This window comes from Nocardioides sp. GCM10027114 (assembly GCF_042659625.1).
Taxonomy (GTDB): domain Bacteria; phylum Actinomycetota; class Actinomycetes; order Propionibacteriales; family Nocardioidaceae; genus Nocardioides.
On the sequence record NZ_JBHSSS010000010.1, the window covers coordinates 44555 to 66380 of the forward strand.

Below are 21826 nucleotides of genomic sequence, written 5' to 3' on the forward strand. Positions count from 1 at the left end.
ACCCCGTCCCCGTGTTCCCGGCAGGATGGGCCTGGTGGAGAAGTACACGACGTCCGCCCGGTGGTACGACCTGATCTCGGCCGAGCCGGTGTACCGCGCCGGCCGGCAGGTGGCGATCCCGGCGATGGGGCTGCGACCGGGCGACCGGGTCCTCGACGTCGGCTGTGGCACCGGGCTGAACCTGCCCGGCCTGGCCGCCGCCGTGGGGGCGGACGGCCTGGTGCTCGGCCTCGACCGCAGCGGCGACATGCTCGACGTGGCCCGCGGCAAGGCGGAGCGGCGCGGGCTGGGCCAGGCGGCGTTCCTCGAGGTCGACGTGATGCGGCTGTCGCGGGCCGACCTGGCGCGGTCCGGGTCGGGGACGAGCGCCGCGTCCGAACGCGGCTTCGACGGCGCGATCTTCACGTACGCACTCTCCCTCATGCCCGACCCGACCGAGGCCTGGCGACGGGTCCGGGGGCTGCTCCGCGAGGGTGCGGCCGTCGCCGTGGTCGACATGCAGCCGCCCACCGGGCTCGCCACCCTCACCTCGCCGCTTGCCCACCTCGCCTGCCGGCTCGGGGGCGCCGACATCCACGCCCGGCCGTGGGAGGCGGTCGAGCGCGACCTGACCGGCGTACGGGCGTGGAGCCGCCGCGGCGGGCACGTCCAGGTGCGCGTCGGCGCCCTCGCCCGCCGGGACTGACCGGGGAGGAGGGCGCCGCGTCGCGCGTCAGACCTCGGGTGCCTCGGGCACGTCCAGCTCGGTGTGGACGTGGTGGTTGAAGTAGTTGGTCAGCAGGTTGAGCGTCACGTGGGTCGTCAGCTCGGTCAGCTGCACGTCGCTCCAGCCGGCGTCCAGCGCCGCCTGCCACGCCTCGTCGGAGGTGTTGCCGACCTTCGCGGTGAACTCGCGGGCCAGGCGGAGCAGCGCGTCGAGCTCGGGGTCCTCGGCCCGGCCGCGGCGGATCGCGATCATCTGGTCGTCGGTGAGGCCGACGGCCTTGCCGCCGCCGGTGTGGGCGGACTGGCAGTAGGTGCAGTCGTCCTCGTTGCCGACGGCGAGCGCGATCGCCTCGCGGGTCGGGGCGTCGAGGGTGCTGTGCTCGCGCAGCACGTCCTGCAGCGCGACGTACGCGTGCAGCACGGCGGGGGAGTGCGCCATCTCGCCGTGGATGTTCAGGACCTTGCCGTACTTCTCCTCCAGCGCCTTCAGCGCGTCGCGGCTGGCCCCGGGCGCACTGTTCACGGTGTGGACGGGGATGCGGGGCATGGAGCTGCCTCCTGGTGGGTCGGTTGTGGCGTACGGGTGGGCAAGGCGTCCGCCCCGGCGTGTCATTCCGGACGTGAGCGGGCTCACGCGGGCGCCTGACGAGCCTCTGGCCGTGCCGGTTGGGAGGATCAGGCGATTTCACATACCGTCGGTATGTGAACTTCTCGTTCCCAGTCCCACACCGGGAGGTGGGCGGATGAGCGCCCGTCGCGCGCCCGCCCCGGGACCCCGGGTCCCGGTTCTCGTCGGGCATGGCGTCGAGGTTCGTGAGGGACGCCGCCTCCCGCTGCCTGCGACCACGCTCGGGCTGGCTCCCGGCGAGGTGACGCTGGCCGCAGGGGAGCCCGAGCTCGGGCACACGCTCCTGGCCCTGGCGCTGGCCGGCCGGTTCGGGGCCCACGGCGGGCGCGTCCTGCTGCGCGGGCACGAGGACCCGGCCGGCCTGCGGCGCGAGGTTGCCCTCGTGGACGTGCCGGGGGTCACCGAACCGGACCCGCAGCTGCGCGTCGCGACAGTGGTGGCGGAGGGCCTGGCCCTGATGGGTGAGCCGGCAGGTCGCCGCCGGGTCGCCGGCTGGCTCGACCGTGGCGGGCTGGCGGGCGTGGCACGGCTGCGGGTCGAGGACCTCACCACACCGGACCGGCTGCGGCTGCTGTCGCGGCTCGCGCTGCACCGTCACCCCGGCTTCGTGCTCCTCGTGCTCCCCGAGCGGCACGGCGGTGATCCCGCGACCTGGTGGGCCGTCGCCGAGGACGCGGCCAACTCCGGCGCCGGCGTCCTGGTCACCGCGAGCCACTCCGTGGCCGCCCACCTTCCCACCGCCGCGGTCCACCTCGGCAACGACGACCCCTCGAGACCGGAGGTCTCCCCGTGACCATCGTGAGAATGGCGCTCACCGAGCTGCGCCGCGTCACCGCGAACCGGGTCAGCCGCGCTGCCGTGGTGGCCCTCGTGCTCGTGCCGACGATCTACGGCGGCCTGTACCTCTGGGCCAACCTCGACCCCTACGACCACCTGGACCAGCTGCCCGCGGCCCTCGTCGTGGAGGACACCGGCGCCGTGATGCCGGACGGCACGGAGCTGGCGGCTGGCCGCGACGTGGCCGACGACCTGGTCGCGGAGCACGGCTTCGACTGGCACTCCGTGGACATGGCGGAGGCCCGGCGCGGCGTCGACGACGGCAGCTACGCCTTCGCGCTGCGGATCCCGGCCGACTTCTCGGCCTCGCTGGCCAGCAACGCCGACCTCGATCCGGAGCGGGCGCGGCTGAGTCTGCTGACCAATGACGCGAACTCGGCCGTCTCGACCACGATCGCGGACCGGTTGACCGACGGGGTCCGCGACGCCCTCGCCCGCCGCGTCGGCACCGAGGCGGCGCGGACCTTCCTCACCGGCTTCGCCGACGTGCGGACCCAGCTCGGCCACGCCGGGGAGGGTGCGAGCGGCCTGGCCGAGGGAGCCGGGCGCGTCCACGACGGTGCCGGCCGGCTGCACCGGGGAGCGACGGACCTCGCGGCGGGGGCCGGTCGGCTCGAGTCGGGGCTGGCGACGCTGGCCGGGCGGACGGCGCCGCTGCCGGAGCAGACGCGGCTCCTCGCCGACGGGGCGCGCCGGGTGGCCGAGGGCAACCGGGAGGTCGCCGACCTCGCCGCCGAGGTCGCGTCGACCACCGGTCTGCTGGGCCAGGACCACTCAGAGCTCCGCGAGGAGCTCGTCGAGCGGATGCGCGCCGAGGGGGTCACGGCGGACGAGCGCCACGCCGTGCTGGAGGTCTACGACCAGCTCGGGCAGCGGATCGACCTGGGGGACAGTCGGGTGCAGCAACGGGCCGACGAGCTGGACCAACTCGCGGACGGGGCGGAGCAGGTCGCCGACGGCACCCGGCGGCTGGCCGACGCCATGCCGGCCCTCGCCGACGCCACCCGCGACGCGCACGACGGGGCGTCCCGCCTCGCCTCCGGCGCCGGCGACCTCGACGACGGCTCCGCGGAGCTCGAGGCGGGCCTGGGCACGGTGGAGCGCGGGGCCGACGACCTCGCGCACGGCCTGGCCGCCGGCGCGCGGCACGTCCCCGACGTCGACGCGGGCACGCGCAACCGGCTCGCCGAGATGATCGGGGACCCGCTGCACGTGGCGTCGCACTCCGAGGCCCGGGCCGACAGCTACGGTGCCGGCCTCGCCCCCTTCTTCCTCAGCCTCGCCGCCTGGATCGGCGGCTACGTCATGTTCCTCGTGCTGCGCCCCCTGTCCCGGCGGGCCCTGGTGGCCGACCAGCACCCGTTCCGGCTCGCGCTGGGCGGCTGGCTCGCGCCCGCGCTGCTGGGGATGCTGCAGATGGCCGCGCTGTCCGGTGTGGTCTTCGTGGGCCTCGGGATCGTGCCGTCCGACATCCCCGCGTCCGTCGGGTTCCTGATGCTCGCCTCGGGGACCTTCGTCGCGATCGTCCATGCGCTCGTGGCGTGGTTCGGCAGGGCCGGGCAGTTCCTCGGCCTCGTCCTGATGGTCGCCCAGCTGGTGACCGCAGGAGGCACGTTCCCGTGGCAGACGCTGCCCTCGGCGCTCCTGCCGCTGCACCGGGTGCTGCCGATGTCGTACGCCGTCGACGGCCTCCGGCAGCTGATGTACGGCGGCCAGCCGACCCGCGCCTTCGACGACATGGCCGTGCTGCTCGGGTGGCTGGCGGCCGCCCTGCTGGCGACCTCGCTCGCGGCGCGGCGCCAGCGGGTCTGGACGCTGCGGACGGTCCGTCCCGAGCTGCCGGCCTGACCGGCCCGGAAAGGTTCTTCGGCGGCCGGCGATCGTCACCTGCCGGGCCCGGGCGGAATGCACCTGCCCCCGGTGGGTACGGCGCCGGGGTCAGGTCTCCGCACTCACGAGAGGAGAGGCAGATGCCCGGCAGTGACAAGCCCGGCCCCAGCGTCAAGGACGACGAGCTCTACGAGAGGCTCCGCGACGAGGGCAACTCCAAGGAGAAGTCCGCCCGCATCGCCAACGCCGCGGCCAACAGCTCGCGCGAGGACGTCGGCAGCAGGGGCGGCTCGTCCGGCTCCTACGAGGACTGGACTGTCGACGAGCTGCGCGACCGCGCCGCCGAGCTCGACGTGGAGGGTCGCTCGTCGATGACCAAGGACGAGCTCATCGAGGCGCTCCGCAACCACTGAGGAACATGCCGACGGGGAGATCATGACCGGCGGCAGGTCGGGCCTGTCAGGATCGTCGGCGTGACGGAGTCGCGGCCCCAACCGCCCTCGTGGTCGCCGTGGCGTGCGGTGCTGACGTTCGGCTACGTCAGCCTGGCCGCGGACATGGTCTACGAGGGCATGCGCGCGGTCTCGGGACCTTTCCTCGGCTCCCTCGGCGCGTCCGCCCTCACGGTCGGCCTCGTCACCGGGGCCGGCGAGGCCGTGGCCCTCGTCCTCCGGCTGGTCACCGGCCCGTGGGCGGACCGGCGGCACCTCCACTGGCGCCTGACGGTGGTGGGGTACGCGCTCACCGCGGGCTGCGTCCCGCTGCTGGCCGTCGCCCCCTTCGTCGGGGTCGCAGGCGTGGCCGTCGCGACGACGCTGATCCTGGCCGAGCGGACCGGCAAGGCCGTCCGGAGCCCGGCGAAGTCAACGTTGCTGGCCCGCATGGCGGCGGGCACCGGCCGGGGACGCGGCTTCGGCGTCCACAAGGCCCTCGACCAGGTGGGGGCGTTCTCGGGGCCGCTGCTGCTCGCCGGGATGCTCGCCCTGACGGGCGCCTACTGGCCAGGCTTCCTGCTGCTCGCCGTCCCGGGGGCCGTGTCGCTGCTGCTGCTCGCGCGGCTGCGCCGGCGCGTGCCGTCTGTCGCCGAGCCGGACCCCGAGGAGGAGCAGGAGGAGGCGTACCCGGCACCGGGTGGCCGTGGCGCCCGCGGCGTCGTGGCGGCCCTCGGCGTCGGGCTGCCCAGGGCCTTCTTCCTGTTCTCGGGGGCGGTCACCCTGTCCACCGTCGGGCTGATGACGTTCGGCATCATCTCCTACCGCCTCGTCGAGGCGGGCGTGGTCACCGCGCCGGTCGTGCCCCTGGTGTACGCCCTCGCGATGGCGGCCGGCGCCGTCGCCGCCCTCGCCGCCGGTGACGCCTACGACCGCTGGGGGCCCGGGACCCTGCTGCTGGTGCCCGTCCTCGTCGCCGTCGTGCCCTTCGCGGTGTTCGCCGACCGCCTCGCCCCCGTGCTCGCGGGCGTCGTGGTCTGGGGTGCCGCGACCGGACTGCAGGACTCCACGGTCAAGGCCTACGTCGCCCACATCGTCCCGGCCGGGCGGCGCGCCACGGCGTACGGCGTCTTCGCGGCGCTCCAGGGCCTCGGGGCGCTGGCGGGCGGGGCCCTGGCCGGCGGGCTCTCGGGCCGGCACGCGGGCCTGCTCGCCGTGATCGTCGCGGGCCTGCAGGCGGTTGCGCTCGGCCTGCTCTGGTGGACCCTGCGTGCCTCGGTGCCGGGAGCCCGTCGTGGGCTGGGGGCGCGTCACTAGGATCTCGGCCATGGACGAGTCCCGAAGTACCAGCCGTTCGCCTGCGACCCGGGTCGGAGGTGAACGGGCATGATGGACGTGCAGACCCTCCTGAACTTCGGTCTCGTCGTCCTGTTCGTCCTCGTGGGCGGCGTCTTCGCCGCGACCGAGATCGCCCTGGTCTCCCTGCGGGACAGCCAGCTGGTCCGGATCGAGGCCACCGGCCCCCGCGGGGCGCGCGTCGCCGCCGTCGCCCGCGACCCCAACCGGTTCCTCGCGGCGGTGCAGATCGGCGTCACGGTCGCCGGCTTCTTCTCCGCCGCGTACGGCGGCTCGACGCTGGCGCCCGACCTGGCGCCGTACCTCGTGCGGCTGGGGCTCCCCGGCGGCGCCGCCGACACCACGGCACTGGTGGCGCTGACGCTGGTGATCGCCTACCTCTCGCTCGTCCTCGGTGAGCTGGTGCCGAAGCGGCTCGCACTGCAGCGGTCGGCGTCGTTCTCGCTCGCGGTGGCGCCGCCGCTGGACCGCTTCGCCACGCTCATGCGGCCGGTCATCCGGTTGCTTTCGGTGTCGACGAACGCCGTGGTCCGGCTGCTGGGCGGCGACCCGTCGGCGACCGGGGACGAGCTGACCGAGGAGGAGCTCCGCGACATCGTCGAGACCCACGAGAGCCTCGGTGAGCAGGAACGGCGCATCCTGCGCGACGTCTTCGCCGCCTCCCGGACCAGCCTCAAGGAGGTCATGAAGCCGCGCGGCGAGGTCGAGTTCCTCCAGGCCGACCTGCCGCTCGCCGAGGCCGCCCGGCAGGTCCGCTCCCGCCCCTTCTCGCGGTACCCCGTCATCGGCGAGGGCTTCGACGACGTCCTCGGCTTCATCCACGTGCGCGACCTGCTCGAGGTCCCCAACGGCGACCCCCGCAAGGTCGGCCAGATCGCCCGCGAGGTGCCGATGCTGCCGAGCACCAACCGGGTGCTGCCGACGGTGACCACCATGCGTGAGGACGGCGTCCACCTCGCCGTCGTCGTCGACGAGTACGGCGGCACCGACGGCATCGTGACCCTCGAGGACCTCGTGGAGGAGCTGGTCGGCGAGATCCGCGACGAGTACGACGAGGTGGCCAAGGAGCCGAACCGTCCCGCGGAGGTCGGCGAGACGTTCGTGGACGCCGGCATCACCATCGAGGAGTTCGCCGAGCGCACCGGGCTCGAGCTCGAGGACGGCAGCTACGAGACCGTGGCGGGCTACGTGATCGCGCACCTCGGCCGCATCCCCGAGGTGGGCGACCGGGTGCAGGTGGAGGACCGCGAGATCGAGGTCACCGAGATGACCGGGATGCGGGTGACCTGGCTCTGCGTCCGGCCCCATGGAGGCGCCACGGACGAGCCCGACGAGGGCTAGTCCTGTCCGGGTCGGGGGCGTCAGCCGCGGTTGTGCACGGTCAGGGTCCGAAGCGTGCTGCGAGCCGGCGCCCCAGCTCGGGCACCAGGTCCTCGACGTCGCCCGACGGTGCTGCGGACCCGGGGACGCAGGTCTCCCAGACGAGCTGCGCGGCGCGCCGCAGCTGGTCCGGGTCGGCCGGGGGGATCGTCGCGGGCTCTCCGCCGTCGTCGGCCGCGGGCAGCTCGGTGGGCGAGCCGACCAGGCGGGCGGCGTGGCGGTCGACGGCCTGAAGGATCCTCGCGTTGAGCTCACCGGCCAGCGCGCTCCCGTGCCGGTCCAGCACCGGTCGTGCTTCCCGGTGGCGCAGCGTGAGCAGCGTCTGGACCGGTGCGCGCCGGCTCCGTTCGTACTCCAGACGTCCCAGGTCCGCCAGCCACGGGTTGAGCCGGCGCAGGAACTCGCAGGAGGCGTAGCCGAGCGACTCGTTCTGTCGTTCCAGCGTCGCGGGCGGAGCGGGCGCCGGCAGGTCCGCCGCCTCGCAGAATCGCTGCCACAGCAGCTCGGGAGGAGAGCCCGGGACGGGCATCACCACCACGCCGACGGCGGACACCGAGGGCTGGGCGGCCCAGCGACGGATGATGCCGGGCACGCCCTGGCTCCGGCGGAAGGTGCGGGCGGCCTGCGAGTGGTCGGCCCGCCTGCCCCGCCGGCGGCCGCGCAGGCTGTCGAGGGCGCGCACGTAGGAGTCCCAGGAGTCGGTGCCCCGGTTCCGCACGTAGCTCTGCCACTGCGCGGGGATCGCCGTCCGCTGGTCGCGCACGGTGAGCAGGACCTCGACCGGCACCCCGCCGAACGACTCGACGATCCAGCGCACCTTCTCCTCGGAGGCGAAGGACAGGAACTCGTGGGAGTAGACGGCCGTTCCCTCCCGGCCGCGCACCCGCTCCGCGAGGGCGAGCCAGGGTCTCGGCTCGCGACGCTTCTCGTGGAACAGGCTGTCGACCGCCCTGGCCTGGCCGCGGAACGACCCGCCGGCGTAGAACCCGCCGACGCTCTCGAGGATCCCGGTGTCCAGCACCCGCTGGAGGTAGGACGTCCCCGTCTTCATGGTGCCGATGTGCAGGACCACCCGGTCGACCATCTCCTGCCGCCCCTTCCCGAGATCGCGACGCCCGGCGGGATCGCGGCCCGCGGACGGTCCGAGGATGACACCGGCGGGGCCGGCCGGGCCCGGGACACGCGGCGGATGTGGGCGCGTTGGTCACGGCCGGGCGAAGTGATCGCTAGGGTCGCGCCCCAGGCGGCGACACGGTGTCGCGTCGTGCATCGAGGGGGCGACGACCTTGCTCAGGTGGATCACGGGACGGTCCCCTCAGGTCATCACGGGTGCCGCGGTGGCCGTGGCCGCGTCGGCGCTCGTCCTGCTGAGCTGGGACTCCGTGTCGGGTGATGCACAGTCCGACGGCCCCATGTCGGTTCCGGACGAGCACGGCTACGCGATCACCCTGCCGGCCGGCACGACCTTCACCGACGGGTACGAGATCCTCAAGCTTGCGGGTGACGAGCCGGCGGTCATCGAGGACGTGACCATCGCCGGCGACGACGGGCTCGAGCTGGTCGGGGCACTGCTCGCACCACCGCCACGTCTGAATGCCGCCGTGCAGCTGATGCGGAGCTGGCCACCCCGGGACGAGGCTCTGGACGAGGACTCGTTCGTCGAGGCCGTCGGCGCCCGGATCGAGCCGCTCTCCCGCGCCCCGATGGGCTACGAGCTGCTGCTCGGCCTCCGCGTCGCCGACGAAGGCTACCTGGTGCGCGAGTCGGTGACTGTCACCTACCGCGTCGGCGAGACGGTCTACGAGGTGGACTTCCCGGCGTCGATCGCCGTCTGCACCGACGCCGGGCTCGAGATCCGCGGACGTTGTCCATTCCCTCAGGACGCGCCCTCGGGCTACGGCGACTCATGATCCCACCTAGGCGCCCGGGTTGGGCTCCTGTGATGGGGTGGCAACCAGGGGCGGCGCCGACCCGGCCCGAGCGAGACCGAAGGAGTCGCATGCCCAACCGCCTGGCGTCCGCGACGTCGCCGTACCTGCTCCAGCACGCCGACAACCCCGTCGACTGGTGGGAGTGGGGGGCCGACGCGTTCGACGAGGCGCGGCGGCGCAACGTCCCGGTCCTGCTCAGCGTTGGCTACGCCGCGTGCCACTCGTGCCACGAGGCTCTTCGATTGGCGACTGTCGACGGAGATCTGCGAAACCGCATGTCAGCGGCCTAGTGGCGGTTCGTGCCGAATCGGCGAGTGCCGCCGTTGGACACCGTCTCCGGGGCTTCGTGCATCACTCGGGCTCGTTTGCTGGGCCTGCTCGAGGGCGGTTGTCGCAGCCGCCCAGTCGACTCGCTCTTGCTCAAGGCGAACCCGTCGGCCCAGTCGGTCGGTGACGAGATCGGTGTAGAGGTCGAGTTCCCCGCAGAGCGTCGATCGCCTCGTAGTCCACCCGCGAAGCCTCCGGATCAGGTCCGACACGATTCAGCAGCTTGACTGATCAAGCCAGCGTCGACAGCAGATCCTGGGCCAGGAAGCTGACTGCGGCCGAGACGGTGTCCGGCTGGCCGACACCCTCCTCGGCTCGCCCCGCCATTGTCGATCCGAGCGCATCTGGTCCCGCGGCAAAGAGCTGCTGGACGAACTCGAGTGCCCGGGCCGTGGCCCGCTGCGAAAGCTCCTCCGCGAGAAGTTGCCGAATGGTATCGGCGAGCTCGGAGGTCTCGGTCGCGACGAGCAGGCGGTAGATGTCGTGCGCGTCCTTGTCGTTGAGGCGGTCGGGTTTGTCGACGCGCTCGCCGAGCTTGTGGAGCTTTGCCACCACGAGCGCGGCGGGTCCGGCCACATTGATGACGGCGCTGCGGCCGTCGCCGTCCAGGGATTCGACCCTCATGGGGGACTGGTCGATGATTGCCGCTTCGAGTCCGGCGGCTCGCCGAGCTGAGTGCTTGTCATGTGGCGGGATCTGAACGCCACGGCGACTCCCTGAGCCTGCAAGGTTCTCGGGAACCATGAGGTCGACGGGGATCCCGTTGGGCGACATCCAGGCGCCGGGCTGCTTGCTTGCCGGGTTGAGGATGAAGCCGCCGCGTGTCATCGCTTCCTCAAGGAGTGGGTCCTCGCCGAGTGCTCGGGCGTCGATCGCCAGATCGGAGTCCTTGGTCGCCTCGGCAAGGGCGAAGGTCGCATGGCCGGTGTGCAGGTAGATCGCCTGGGCGCCGATGAGGATCACCGAATCCTTGTGCGCTTCGAGAGCTGTGACCGCGTCCAGCAAAGCGGCGCGCGCCTCAACGATCAAGTTGTCGGCGCCAGGCATCTGGGTTCTCCTTCATCCAGTCCAGCAGGAATTCGCCTTCGGCGGGGTTGCGGCCGGGACCTCCAAGGAGGTCGGCAACCGCCTGGCTGGGGGCGACGATGGTGACGTCTCGCCAGATCGAGGTGCGCTCGAAGACCACGGGGGAGCGCGGAGCGGCGAGGATGACATTGGCGCCGGACTCCACGGGACGCAGTCCGAGGTCCGACGCGAGCATCGCAGGGTCCTCGGCGTAGATGAGCCCCAAGCGAGCTTCGGCGTACGGGGCGTAGGGCTGGGTGGCCAATGAGCCGCTCACTGCGTAGCGCTGTGACTGCGTCTGCTTGCTGAGCTTGTCGACGAGACTGTCGATGCCACGCGGTTCAAGGAAACCACGCGTCGTGCTGGTGTCGAGGTATCGAGCATCCTGGCTCCACCGCCGAAGCAACTCGGGCCAGTCGACATCCGTGATCGGCCCGCGTTCGCTGCGGGTGAGCAGCCCTTCGCCGACGAGATAGTCGCTGAGGCGGTAGGCAGCGCCTAGCGATGCGCCAGCCAAATCGGCGAGATCAGCGACGGAGTACGGCGGGACGAAGTCAGCAAGCGCACGCACGAGCCGGGCGGCAGGGAGGCCCTTCAGGCTGGTCGTCGGGCGTCCGGGCCCCCGCCACGGATCGGCACTGGCTCCTCGATCGGACAGCAGGATTAGTGGGTCTTCCGACATCAGATACAGGTTTCCGGTCGCGTCGGCGTAGGCGATGCTCCGTTCTTTCAACACCCGCTGCTGCTGGGTGCTGAGGTAGCGAGCGACCAACATCGGCAGCATCCGAGCCGAGTTGACGGACTTGGCCTCCTGCCGGGCGAGGAGTTGATTGATGGCGGAGATCAGGTTGTTCGAAGCCAGGGCACGTTTGGCCTCGACGGCGTACGTCGCCACGGTCTTGCCTTCTCGCATGAGAGTAAGCCGACCGTCCGGGCGCCGTGAAGCGTTGGTGGAGCCATCCTGTCCGCCGACCTCGTTCTTCGCCTGGACCGTCCAGCCCGGGGGAAGTGCGTTCTGGATTCTCGCAGCCGCTGTCAGCAGGACGTCTGCCTCGCTCTTGGGCTCATTGCCATACCCTTCGGAGGGCAAGGTGAGTGTGCGCTGGACTCCGGCCATTTCTCGATAATAGCCGAGTTCCACGCATCGCGGAAGGCAACCATTTTCGAGAAATCCCGATGCACTCATCATGCCGTCCGCCGCTGTCGCTTGGGTTGCGGGAGCAGGTCGGCGACCCTGTCACTCACGCAAGAGAGTGATGCACGTGCCACTGTCGAGGAGGTCGCATGCCCAACCGCCTGGCGTCCGCGACGTCGCCGTACCTGCTCCAGCACGCCGACAACCCCGTCGACTGGTGGGAGTGGGGGGCCGACGCGTTCGACGAGGCGCGGCGGCGCAACGTCCCGGTTCTGCTGAGCGTCGGGTACGCCGCGTGCCACTGGTGCCACGTGATGGCCCACGAGTCGTTCGAGGACGAGGCGACGGCGGCGTACATGAACCAGCACTTCGTCAACGTCAAGGTCGACCGGGAGGAGCGGCCCGACGTGGACGCCGTCTACATGCAGGCGACCACCGCGATGACCGGCCACGGCGGCTGGCCGATGACCTGCGTCCTCGACCACGACGGCAACCCGTTCTTCGCCGGCACCTACTTCCCCGACCAGCCCCGCCACGGCCAGCCGTCGTTCGGCCAGCTGCTGCAGGCGCTCGCCGAGGCCTGGCGCGACCGGGGTGACGACGTGCGCCGGGTCGGCGCCAACGTCCGCGAGCACCTCCAGCAGCAGGCCAGACTCCAGCCGGGCGCGCTCGACGACGAGGCGCTCGCGGCGGCGGTCCGGACGCTGCAGCAGGAGTTCGACGGCCACCACGGCGGCTTCGGCGGGGCCCCGAAGTTCCCGCCGTCGATGGTGCTGGAGTTCCTGCGCCGCATCGAGGCGCGGACCGCGTCGGCCGACGAGGAGCGCGAGGCGGCCCGGGTGGTCCTCGACGCCACCTGCGACGCGATGGCGCGCGGCGGCCTCTACGACCAGCTCGGCGGCGGCTTCGCCCGCTACTCCGTCGACGCCGGCTGGGTGGTGCCGCACTTCGAGAAGATGCTCTACGACAACGCGCTGCTCCTCGGCCTCTACGCGCGCTGGGGCGGACCGCTGGGGGAGCGGGTCGCCACCGAGACCGCCGACTTCCTGCTGCGCGAGCTGCGCACCGCCGAGGGCGGCTTCGCCTCCGCGCTCGACGCCGACAGCGAGGGCGTCGAGGGCAAGTTCTACGCCTGGACGCCCGCCCAGCTGGTCGAGGTGCTCGGGGCGGAGGACGGCGCCTGGGCCGCCGGCCTCCTGTCGGTCACCGAGGCCGGCACGTTCGAGCACGGTGCCTCCACGCTCCAGCTGCGGCGCGACCCCGAGGGGCCCGAGGACGCCGCCCGGTGGGCGGGGCTGCGGGCGCGGCTGCTCGAGGCGCGGGAGACCCGGGTCCGCCCGGCCCGCGACGACAAGGTGGTCGCGGCGTGGAACGGCCTCGCGATCAGCGGCCTCGTCGACGCCGGCCTGCTGCTCGGCCGGCCCGACCACGTCGACGCCGCGGTCGCCGCCGGCGAGCTGCTCGCCCTGGTCCACCTGCCCGACCGGCTGCTGCGGGTCTCCCGCGACGGCGTCGCGGGCCCGCACGCCGGGGTGCTCGAGGACCACGGCTGCGTCGCGTCGGGCTTCCTGTCGCTGCTCCAGGCGACCGGCGACGCGCGCTGGCTGCGGCTCGCGGGCCGGGTCCTCGACGACGCGCTGGCCCACTTCCGCGCCGACGACGGCGGCTTCCATGACACCGCCGACGATGCCGAGTCGCTGGTCGCCCGGCCGCGGGACCCCTCCGACAACGCCAGCCCGTCCGGCATCTCCGCGATGGTCCACGCGCTGGCGGCGTACGCCGCGATCACCGGCTCCGGGCCGCACCGGCAGGCCGCCGAGGAGGCGCTCGCCACGGTCCACGCCATCGCGACCCGCGCGCCGCGCTTCGCCGGCTGGTCGCTGGCCGCGGCCGTCGCGATGCAGGACGGGCCGGTCGAGGTCGCCGTGGTCGGCCCCGCCGGACCCCAGCGCGACGCCTTGGCCGACCGGGCGCGCCGGATCCCCGGGGCTGTGGTCCTGGTGGCCGACGGACCCGACGAGGACGTGCCGCTGCTCGCCGGCCGCGACGCCGTCGACGGCCGGCCCGCCGCCTACGTGTGCCGGGACCTCGTCTGCGAGCGGCCGGTCACCGACCCGGAGGACATCCGGGCCTGACCGGCCGGGAGGTCAGTCGAGGCCGAGCTCGGCGAGCACCCGCGCCGCGAACGCGTCGCGTGGCAGGTCGCTGGTGACCAGGTCGAGGCCGGTGTGGAACGCGAACCCGACCATGCCCATCGCGAGCGCGCCGACCACGACGCCGCGCCAGGGGGTGGGCGGTCGTTCGTCCGCCCGCGCGGCCACGTGGTGCAGCCGCTCGAGCCAGCCGGCCAGCCAGGTGGTCACGACCGTGCTCACCACGCTGGCGAAGGCGGCGCCGAGGATGGTCCCGACGAGGCCGAGCCGGGTGCTGAGCGCCGCGGCGGTCGCGGCGGCGACCGCGCCGCCCACGACGGTCGGGTAGTTCAGGGACGTCTTCTGCTCGGACATGACTCCTGTGCAACGCACGAGACCCGGGAACGGTTGCCCGACGTGAGCCTGCTGTGAGGGAGCACACGCCCGGCGATCGGCCGGGTGGCGGGCCTCAGCGCAGCGAGTAGGTGGCGAGGGACACACCCACGTAGTGGGTGATGAACGCGAGGATCGTGAACGTGTGGAAGACCTCGTGGAAGCCGAACCAGCGGGGCCACGGGTCGGGGCGCTTGAAGCCGTAGACGACGCCGCCCAGCGTGTAGAGGCCGCCGCCGACGATGACGAGGACGATCACGGCGGTGCCGATGCCGACGCCGTAGCGCTGCGCGCCCTCGGCGAAGGAGGGGATGAAGAAGACTGCGGCCCAGCCCAGCGCGATGTAGATCGGGGTGTAGAGCCAGCGGGGCGCGTGGGTCCAGAAGACGCGGAAGAGCACGCCCAGGATCGCGCCGGTCCACACCACCGACAGCAGCAGCACCCGCTCGGTGCCCTCCAGCAGCAGCAGGCTGAACGGCGTGTAGGAGCCCGCGATCAGCAGGAAGATGTTCGAGTGGTCGAAGCGGCGCAGGAAGGCCCACACCCGCGGCGACCACGAGCCGGTGTGGTAGATCGCCGAGACGGTGAAGAGCACCAGCGCGCTGCCCGTGAACACCGCCGAGCCGATCCGGGTCGGGGTGTCGGGGGAGAGCGCGATGAGCACGATGCCGGCGGCGAGCGTGAGCGGCGCCGTGGCGAGGTGGAGCCAGCCGCGCAGCTTGGGCTTGACCTCGGCGACGGTCCCCGCGATCGAGTCGGCGAGGTGGTCGAGGCGACCGCGGACTGCGTGGCTCATGTAGGGCAAGTTACCCGGCCGGGCCGACGGGACAAACGCGAACGCGGTGAAGGCCGCGTCACATGTCGGTCACGAGCGAGCGGCAGTAGCATCGGACGGTGGCTGACTGGAAACGCGGCGTACGACGCCTGCTGTACCCGGCCTACGAGGCCCGCATGGTCAAGGCGCTCCCGCCGGACCAGATCCCCCAGCACGTCGGCGTGATGCTCGACGGCAACCGGCGCTGGGCCCGTGCGGTCGGTGCCGACACCGCCCACGGCTACCGTGCCGGCGCCGCCAACATCGAGCCGCTCCTCGACTGGTGCGAGGAGGTCGGCGTCAAGGTGGTCACGCTGTGGCTGCTCTCCACCGACAACCTCAACCGCCCCTCCGACCAGCTCACCGGCCTGCTGCGGATCATCGAGGGCGCGGTCGCCTCGCTGGCGGAGCAGGGCCGGTGGCGGCTGCACCCGGTCGGCGCCCTCGACCTGCTCCCCGCGGAGACGGCCGAGAAGCTCAAGGCGGCCGCCGACGAGACCCGCGAGGTCGACGGCATGCTGGTCAACATCGCCGTCGGGTACGGCGGCCGGCGCGAGATCGCCGACGCCGTCCGGTCACTGCTCCAGGAGCAGGCCAGCAGGGGGATGACCCTCGAGGAGCTCGCCGAGGTCATCGACGTCGAGCACATCGCCGAGCACCTCTACACCAAGGGGCAGCCCGACCCCGACCTCGTCATCCGCACCTCCGGCGAGCAGCGGCTGGGCGGCTTCCTGCTCTGGCAGAGCGCCCACAGCGAGTTCTACTTCTGCGAGGCCTTCTGGCCCGACTTCCGCAGGGTCGACTTCCTGCGGGCGGTGCGCGCCTACGCCCAGCGCGAGCGAAGGTTCGGTTCCTGAGCCTGTCGAAGGGTGGTTCCTGAGCACCCCGGGACGTGAGCCCGCTCACTGACTGGCAGGATCGGGCCCATGACGGACCGGGGGACGCAGGACAGCCGCACGACAAGCGGCACGACCAGCGCGGCGAAGGCAGCCGACGACTACACCCCGTCCGCGGGGCTGGGCTACCTCTTCGCCAGTCTGGGGATGTTCCTGCTGAGCGCCGTGCTGGCGGACGTCAGCGCGGAGGAGCAGTCGGTCGTCCTCGCCGTGGCGGCCGTGCTCACGGCCGTCGTCGCCACCTACTTCCTCATCGTGGGCGCCGTCGCCCGCGGCCTCCAGGTGGCTCGCCACAAGCTCTCCGCCGAGCGGACCACGACCGTGGGGCGCACGGGCCAGGACGACCCCGGCGCCGTCTAGTCACCCCGGGTGATTTCACCGTGCCGCCACCCCACGTTCGGGCGTGTCGTCCGGATCGGCATGTGACCCGGGCGTACGTTCCGGACATCGGCGGGTGGGGAAGCCCGCCGTATCGGGAGGCCCGGGCGTGAGATCTCACGACTGCAGTTCGCAGCTCACCGGCTGCGCGCACGGGAGCCGGCACTCCGGCTTCCGGGACCTCTCCCGGTCCACAGCGTGAACTGAGGGCCGGGCGAGGGTGCGCGCGCCGGCCTTGTGAGGGGTGACCACCGTGTCCACCACGGCCAAGAAGTCCCAGCGCTCCACGCCCGCTCCCGCCCACGCCGCCCGGGCTGCCACCCGGCGTACCTACGTGCTGGACACCAGCGTGCTGCTGGCCGACCCGGGCGCACTCAAGCGCTTCCACGAGCACGAGGTCGTGCTGCCGGTGGTCGTGATCACCGAGCTGGAGGGCAAGCGGCACCACCCCGAGCTGGGCTTCTTCGCGCGCACCGCCCTGCGGATGCTCGACGAGCTGCGCGTCACCCACGGCCGCCTCGACCAGCCGGTGGCGATCGGCGACGAGGGCGGCACCCTCCGGGTCGAGCTCAACCACACCGACCCCGAGTCGCTGCCGTCGGGCTTCCGGCTCGGCGACAACGACACCCGCATCCTCGCGGTGGCCCGCAACCTCGCCAACGAGGGCCACGACGTCACCCTCGTCTCCAAGGACCTGCCGCTGCGGATCAAGGCCTCCGCAGTCGGGCTCACCGCCGAGGAGTACCGCGCCGAGGCGGTCAGCGACTCCGACACCGGCTACACCGGGATGACCGAGCTCGACGTCACCGCGGCCGACCTCGACGAGCTGTACGACGACGGCAGCCTCGCCCTCGAGGCCGCCCGCGACCTGCCCTGCCACACCGGCCTGGTGCTCCTCTCCGGCCGCGGCACGGCGCTGGGCCGCGTGGGCGCCGACAAGCAGGTCCACCTGGTCCGGGGCGACCGGGAGGCCTTCGGCATCCACGGCCGGTCCGCGGAGCAGCGGATCGCGCTGGAGATGCTGCTCGACCCGGACGTCGGCATCGTCTCCCTCGGTGGCCGCGCCGGCACCGGCAAGTCGGCCATGGCGCTGTGCGCCGGGCTGGAGGCGGTGCTCGAGCGCCGCCAGCACAAGAAGGTCGTGGTGTTCCGGCCGCTGTTCGCCGTCGGCGGCCAGGAGCTCGGCTACCTGCCCGGCTCGGAGTCGGAGAAGATGTCGCCCTGGGCCCAGGCCGTCTTCGACACCCTCGGTGCGCTGACCACGCGCGACGTGATCGACGAGGTCCTCGACCGCGGCATGCTCGAGGTGCTCCCGCTGACCCACATCCGTGGCCGCTCGCTCCACGACGCCTTCGTCATCGTCGACGAGGCGCAGTCGCTGGAGCGCAACGTGCTGCTCACGGTGCTGTCGCGGATCGGGGCCAACTCCAAGGTGGTGCTCACGCACGACGTCGCGCAGCGCGACAACCTCCGGGTCGGCCGCCACGACGGCGTCGTGGCGGTTGTCGAGAAGCTCAAGGGGCACCCGCTCTTCGCCCACGTCACGCTCACCCGCTCGGAGCGCTCGCCCATTGCGGCGCTCGTCACGGAGATGCTCGAGAACGTCACGCTCTGAGGTGGCCGGCCGGCCCCGGTCGTCCGACTTCCGGTCGCGGAGGACGGACCCGGGGCCGGTGTGGTCCGTGTGGCGTGTGAGGTGACTCCGGCGTAGATCGGGTCACACTCGCCCCGGTTCCGGGGGGTTTGATTTGCCTGCCCCGGGGGGATCTTGCACGGTGGCTCGTGACCTTTTCGTGACCAAGCCGCCGCCGGGGGAGCGCTTGCCGGTCGCGCCAGCCGTTCCGGTCGGCCCCCGACCCCACCGTCACGACGTCCGTGCCGTCTACCTCGTGAGCGTCCCCCGCATGCCTCAGCTTCCTGCCCTCCCGCGTCTCGCCTCGCGCCTCACCCGGCGCCCCGACCGCGAGCACTACGCCCCCAAGCACCGCCAGGTGGCGCCCAGCCTCGGCGACGCGTCCCGCCGGGCCGTGCGTTCGAGCGTGCTGCTGTCGACGGCGGTCGTCGCCACCGCCGGCGTCGTCGCGACCGGTGTCGCCGGCGGCCCGGCGATCACCAACACCGCCGGCGACCTCGCCGAGACCGTGCCGACCCCGAGTGACCTCGCCTCCAACGTCGCCTCGAGCGACGCCTCCCCCGACGAGGAGCGCGAGGTGCCCGTGACCCGCTCCGACCGGCGTACGGCGGACCCGGCGAAGAAGGCTGCGCTGTCGCAGGAGGACGGACCCGCGGTGACCCGCGAGGAGTCCCTCAGCGACGAGGCGCCGCGCGACATCGCCCGCGCGCTGCTGCCGGAGTACGGCTTCTCGTCGGACCAGTACCAGTGCCTCGACGCGCTCTACGTCAGCGAGTCGAACTGGCGCGTCGACGCCGACAACCCGACCTCCAGTGCCTACGGCATCCCGCAGGCCCTGACCGAGCTGCACGACCTGCCGGCGGGCTACATGACGTCGGCCGAGGTCCAGATCCGCTGGGGCCTCGACTACATCCGCGACGCCTACGGCTCGCCCTGCAGCGCGTGGTCGTTCAAGCAGGCCAACAACTGGTACTGAGTAGGCGGGCCCGCGGCCCGGCTCAGCCGAGCGAGGCGAGCAGGTCTGCGCAGGCGCGCTCGCAGCGACGGCACGCCTGGGCGCACAGCCGGCAGTGGTCGTGCATGTCGGCGTGCTTCTCGCACTCCTCGGCGCAGGCCCGGCAGGCGGCCAGGCACGCCTCCAGCACGGCGCGCAGCACGGCAGGGTCGCCGGCCGTGCGCCGGCTCAGCACGCGTCCGGTCGTCTCGCACAGGTCGGCGCAGTCGTGGTCGCCGCGGATGCAGCGGCGCATGTCGGCGACGAGGTCCTCGGCGAGGCAGGCGTCGGCGCACGCCGTGCACGCCTGTGCGCACTCGTAGCAGGCCTTGACGCACGCGTCCAGGAGCGTCGCGTCGAGGCCTCCGGTCCCCGCGGGGTGGCTCTGCAGCATCTCCATGGTCATGGAGGCGGCGTACCCGGTCCGTGCGCGGGCACACCCCGCCGGCCTCGATCGTGTGGCCAGCTGGATCGTGTGGCCAGCTGGATCGTGTGGCGAGGGTCAGCGCCGGTCGTAGATGACCCGGTCGACCCGGCCGTTGAACTGGTCGGTGTCGCGCAGCGGCATCGTGCCGTTGTCGCGCAGCCGGCCGCCCACGGTGAGCGGGACCGTGCGCGGGTGGTGGATCGAGCCGATCGTCTCGGTCTTGCTCACCGCCGAGCGGAGCTTCAGCCCGCCCTTCTTGATCCGCCACACCTTGAGCGTCACGGTGTCGCCGGTCCGGGTGCAGAGTGCGCGGAACCAGCGCAGTCGACGGATGGGGTTCGCCTCCACCAGCGCCTCCCCGGCGTCCCCCTTCAGCCGGCAGGACGGCACGGCGTCGTCGACCTGCAGCTTGTACTGGGTGGGCGCGTGGAAGCTGCTGCGCTGCACGAGGTTGTCGCCGTCGTCCATCCGCGTCCCCTTGGACACCCGGCCCAGCCGGAAGTCGGCGCCGATGGAGAAGTCGCGGGCGCGCGGGCTGAGAGGGTTCCTGCTCTTGCTCCGCACCCTGACGATCGCGAGGGGCGGCTTCGGGCTGGCGACGAACTTCGGCAGCTGCAGCGCGTAGCCTCGGCGTGCGCCCTCGACGAGCTTCGCCCGGCCGTCGTTCTCCTTGACGACGACGGCGCGGACCGCCGCGGTCCCGGTGCTGCGCAGCCGGCGGACCGTCTGGCGGAGCGCGGCGGACCCGGACTCCATCGTGAGTCGCACCTCGACGCCCGCCTTGCGGGGGGCGGGTTCGGCGACCCGGACTGGCGAGCCCGTCGAGCCCGTCGAGCCCGACGAGCTCGTCGCGGCAGGAGCCGCTGTCGTGCCGGAAGCACCCGACAGTGCGAGTGCGAGGGCGAGGAGCACCACGCCCGGTGCATGCCCTTTCATGTGACCCCCCGGTCAGTCGTGTGGCCGACGGGGCAGCCGGCCACGGGCAAGCCCGACGCTAGGCCGCCCCGCGCCGGGCCCCGTCGTCGATGCGGGAACTTCACCACTTTCAGGCACGACGCACGGGCCCGGTCGAACCCGTGTGCCCGGGGGAGGCCGGAGTCCCGGTCAGGGGTGGGTCATGGCCTCCAGGTCGAGCGCCGCGTCGAGCTGCTCCTCGGTGATCTCGCCGCGCTCGACGAAGCCCATCGCCAGCACCGTCTCGCGGATGGTGGCGCCGTCGGTGAGCGCCTGCTTGGCGATCCTCGCGGCGTTCTCGTAACCGAGGTACTTGTTGAGCGGCGTGACCACGGACGGCGAGGAGGCGGCGTACGTGCGCATCCGCTCGGCGTCTGCGGTGATCCCGTCGACGCAGCGCTCGGCCAGCACCCGGGAGGCGTTCGCGAGCAGCCGGACGGACTCCAGCAGGTTGCGCGCGATGACCGGCAGCATGACGTTCAGCTCGAAGTTTCCGGCCGCACCCGCCCAGGCGACGGTGGCGTCGTTGCCGACAACCTGTGCGCACACCATCAGCGTCGCCTCCGGCAGCACCGGGTTGACCTTGCCGGGCATGATGCTCGAGCCGGGCTGGAGGTCGGGCAGGTGGATCTCGGCGAGGCCGGTGGTCGGGCCGCTCGCCATCCAGCGCAGGTCGTTGCAGATCTTGGTGAGCCCGACGGCGATGGTCCGCAGCACCCCGCTCAGCTCGACGAGCGAGTCGCGGGTGCCCTGCGCCTCGAAGTGGTCACGGGCCTCGGTGAACGGCTGCCCGGTGTCCTCGGCCAGCCGGTCGATCACGGCGGCCGCGAAGCCCGGCGGGGTGTTGATGCCGGTGCCGACGGCGGTGCCGCCCAGCGGCAGCTCGCGGACCCGGGGGAGGACCGCCTCCAGCCGCTCGGCGGCGTAGCGCGCGGTCGCGGCGTACCCGCCGAGCTCCTGGCCGAGCATCACCGGTGTCGCGTCCATGAGGTGCGTGCGGCCGGACTTCACCAGGCCGGCGAACTCCTCGGCCTTGCCGGCGAGGCTCCGCTCGAGCGTGGCGAGCGCCGGCAGCAGGTCGTCGGTGACGGCGAGCGCGGCAGCGAGGTGGATGGCCGTCGGGAAGGTGTCGTTCGAGGACTGGCTGGCGTTGACGTGGTCGTTGGGGTGGACGTCGACGCCGGCACGTCCGGCGAGCGAGGCGATGACCTCGTTGGTGTTCATGTTGGTCGAGGTGCCCGACCCGGTCTGGAACACGTCGATCGGGAAGTGGTCGTCGTGGGCGCCCGAGGCGACCTCGGCCGCTGCGGCCGCGATCGCGTCGGCCCGCTCCCGGTCGAGGACGTCGAGGTCGGCGTTGACCTCGGCGGCGGCGGCCTTGACCCGGGCCAGCGCGTGCACGAGGCCGGGCTCCATGGTGGTGCCGCTGATCGGGAAGTTGTCCACGGCGCGCTGCGTCTGCGCCCGCCACAGCGCTGCCGCGGGCACCTTCACCTCCCCCATGGAGTCGTGCTCGGTGCGGAACTCCTGCTCGCTCATGCGGGGGACGTTACCTGCGCGGAGACCGGTCGTCAGGGGCC

Annotated in this window: 22 protein-coding genes and 1 pseudogene; 13 read left to right on the plus strand and 10 right to left on the minus strand. The window is 72.7% G+C overall.

The features are described 5' to 3' along the window. Positions 1-34 precede the first annotated feature (34 nt). Positions 35-685: a class I SAM-dependent methyltransferase gene (locus ACFP2E_RS06075; protein ID WP_378522567.1), complete on the plus strand. Its 651-nt coding sequence runs from the start codon at positions 35-37 to the stop codon at positions 683-685. A 27-nt stretch (positions 686-712) separates the two neighbouring features. Here ACFP2E_RS06075 and ACFP2E_RS06080 read toward each other — a convergent pair whose 3' ends face one another. Continuing rightward, positions 713-1252: a carboxymuconolactone decarboxylase family protein gene (locus tag ACFP2E_RS06080; RefSeq protein WP_378522566.1), complete on the minus strand. Its 540-nt coding sequence runs from the start codon at positions 1250-1252 to the stop codon at positions 713-715. A gap of 196 nt (positions 1253-1448) precedes the next feature. On the opposite strand from ACFP2E_RS06080, the gene ACFP2E_RS06085 reads away from it, so the two are divergent. The 5 genes from ACFP2E_RS06085 (at position 1449) to ACFP2E_RS06105 (ending at position 7128) form a co-directional block, all read left to right on the plus strand. Then, the gene (locus ACFP2E_RS06085) at positions 1449-2126 is read left to right on the plus strand and encodes a hypothetical protein (RefSeq protein ID WP_378522565.1); all 678 of its coding nucleotides are present in this window, start codon (positions 1449-1451) and stop codon (positions 2124-2126) included. Further along, positions 2123-4018: a YhgE/Pip family protein gene (locus ACFP2E_RS06090; RefSeq protein WP_378522564.1), complete on the plus strand. Its 1896-nt coding sequence runs from the start codon at positions 2123-2125 to the stop codon at positions 4016-4018. The genes ACFP2E_RS06085 and ACFP2E_RS06090 overlap by 4 nt, the downstream gene beginning before the upstream one ends. A gap of 122 nt (positions 4019-4140) precedes the next feature. Then, positions 4141-4413 (plus strand): Rho termination factor N-terminal domain-containing protein, encoded by a 273-nt coding sequence (locus tag ACFP2E_RS06095; RefSeq protein WP_378522563.1) that lies wholly within the window; start codon positions 4141-4143, stop codon positions 4411-4413. 60 nt (positions 4414-4473) lie between these two features. Further along, positions 4474-5748 (plus strand): MFS transporter, encoded by a 1275-nt coding sequence (locus ACFP2E_RS06100; RefSeq protein WP_378522562.1) that lies wholly within the window; start codon positions 4474-4476, stop codon positions 5746-5748. A 69-nt stretch (positions 5749-5817) separates the two neighbouring features. Next, positions 5818-7128 (plus strand): hemolysin family protein, encoded by a 1311-nt coding sequence (locus ACFP2E_RS06105; protein ID WP_378522561.1) that lies wholly within the window; start codon positions 5818-5820, stop codon positions 7126-7128. A gap of 40 nt (positions 7129-7168) precedes the next feature. On the opposite strand, the gene ACFP2E_RS06110 is transcribed toward ACFP2E_RS06105, so the two are convergent. After that, the gene (locus ACFP2E_RS06110) at positions 7169-8251 is read right to left on the minus strand and encodes a hypothetical protein (RefSeq protein ID WP_378522560.1); all 1083 of its coding nucleotides are present in this window, start codon (positions 8249-8251) and stop codon (positions 7169-7171) included. A 328-nt stretch (positions 8252-8579) separates the two neighbouring features. Between ACFP2E_RS06110 and ACFP2E_RS06115 the strand changes: the two genes are divergently transcribed. Further along, positions 8580-9077, plus strand: a complete 498-nt coding sequence (locus ACFP2E_RS06115; RefSeq protein ID WP_378522559.1) for a hypothetical protein — start codon at positions 8580-8582, stop codon at positions 9075-9077. An 89-nt stretch (positions 9078-9166) separates the two neighbouring features. Beyond that, positions 9167-9328: pseudogene (locus ACFP2E_RS06120) on the plus strand (DUF255 domain-containing protein); the annotation flags it as partial. A gap of 48 nt (positions 9329-9376) precedes the next feature. Here ACFP2E_RS06120 and ACFP2E_RS06125 read toward each other — a convergent pair. The 3 genes from ACFP2E_RS06125 to ACFP2E_RS06135 are packed head-to-tail and all read right to left on the minus strand — an operon-like array spanning position 9377 to position 11607. Beyond that, on the minus strand, positions 9377-9637 hold the full coding sequence (locus ACFP2E_RS06125; protein ID WP_378522558.1) for a Wadjet anti-phage system protein JetD domain-containing protein: 261 nt from the start codon (positions 9635-9637) through the stop codon (positions 9377-9379). 19 nt (positions 9638-9656) lie between these two features. Then, on the minus strand, positions 9657-10472 hold the full coding sequence (locus tag ACFP2E_RS06130) for a GSU2403 family nucleotidyltransferase fold protein (protein ID WP_378522557.1): 816 nt from the start codon (positions 10470-10472) through the stop codon (positions 9657-9659). Continuing rightward, complete coding sequence (locus ACFP2E_RS06135) at positions 10444-11607, minus strand: hypothetical protein (RefSeq protein ID WP_378522556.1); 1164 nt, start codon at positions 11605-11607, stop codon at positions 10444-10446. The genes ACFP2E_RS06130 and ACFP2E_RS06135 overlap by 29 nt, the downstream gene beginning before the upstream one ends. Positions 11608-11774: 167 nt before the next feature. On the opposite strand from ACFP2E_RS06135, the gene ACFP2E_RS06140 reads away from it, so the two are divergent. Beyond that, positions 11775-13760, plus strand: coding sequence for a thioredoxin domain-containing protein (locus ACFP2E_RS06140; protein ID WP_378522555.1), 1986 nt, complete (start codon positions 11775-11777; stop codon positions 13758-13760). Positions 13761-13772: 12 nt separating this feature from the next. On the opposite strand, the gene ACFP2E_RS06145 is transcribed toward ACFP2E_RS06140, so the two are convergent. Both ACFP2E_RS06145 and ACFP2E_RS06150 read right to left on the minus strand, forming a co-directional pair. Then, a complete protein-coding gene (locus ACFP2E_RS06145; protein ID WP_378522554.1) occupies positions 13773-14132 on the minus strand; it encodes a hypothetical protein in 360 nt (119 codons plus the stop codon). Positions 14133-14226: 94 nt separating this feature from the next. Further along, a complete protein-coding gene (locus ACFP2E_RS06150) occupies positions 14227-14946 on the minus strand; it encodes a hemolysin III family protein (RefSeq protein ID WP_378522553.1) in 720 nt (239 codons plus the stop codon). A gap of 98 nt (positions 14947-15044) precedes the next feature. Between ACFP2E_RS06150 and ACFP2E_RS06155 the strand changes: the two genes are divergently transcribed. The 4 genes from ACFP2E_RS06155 (at position 15045) to ACFP2E_RS06170 (ending at position 18847) form a co-directional block, all read left to right on the plus strand. Continuing rightward, positions 15045-15821, plus strand: a complete 777-nt coding sequence (locus tag ACFP2E_RS06155; protein WP_378522552.1) for an isoprenyl transferase — start codon at positions 15045-15047, stop codon at positions 15819-15821. Positions 15822-15890: 69 nt separating this feature from the next. Continuing rightward, the gene (locus ACFP2E_RS06160; RefSeq protein WP_378522551.1) at positions 15891-16220 is read left to right on the plus strand and encodes a hypothetical protein; all 330 of its coding nucleotides are present in this window, start codon (positions 15891-15893) and stop codon (positions 16218-16220) included. Between the two features lie 271 nt (positions 16221-16491). Continuing rightward, the gene (locus ACFP2E_RS06165; protein WP_378522550.1) at positions 16492-17853 is read left to right on the plus strand and encodes a PhoH family protein; all 1362 of its coding nucleotides are present in this window, start codon (positions 16492-16494) and stop codon (positions 17851-17853) included. 289 nt (positions 17854-18142) lie between these two features. Next, entirely contained in the window at positions 18143-18847 is a 705-nt protein-coding gene (locus ACFP2E_RS06170; RefSeq protein WP_378522549.1) for a lytic transglycosylase domain-containing protein, read from the plus strand. 22 nt (positions 18848-18869) lie between these two features. Here the strand turns inward: ACFP2E_RS06170 and ACFP2E_RS06175 are convergent, their stop codons facing one another. From ACFP2E_RS06175 to ACFP2E_RS06185, 3 genes are all read right to left on the minus strand, one after another. Next, the gene (locus ACFP2E_RS06175; protein ID WP_378522548.1) at positions 18870-19271 is read right to left on the minus strand and encodes a four-helix bundle copper-binding protein; all 402 of its coding nucleotides are present in this window, start codon (positions 19269-19271) and stop codon (positions 18870-18872) included. Between the two features lie 96 nt (positions 19272-19367). Next, the gene (locus ACFP2E_RS06180; protein WP_378522547.1) at positions 19368-20048 is read right to left on the minus strand and encodes a hypothetical protein; all 681 of its coding nucleotides are present in this window, start codon (positions 20046-20048) and stop codon (positions 19368-19370) included. Positions 20049-20396: 348 nt separating this feature from the next. After that, complete coding sequence (locus tag ACFP2E_RS06185) at positions 20397-21785, minus strand: class II fumarate hydratase (protein WP_378522546.1); 1389 nt, start codon at positions 21783-21785, stop codon at positions 20397-20399. Positions 21786-21826: the final 41 nt, after the last annotated feature.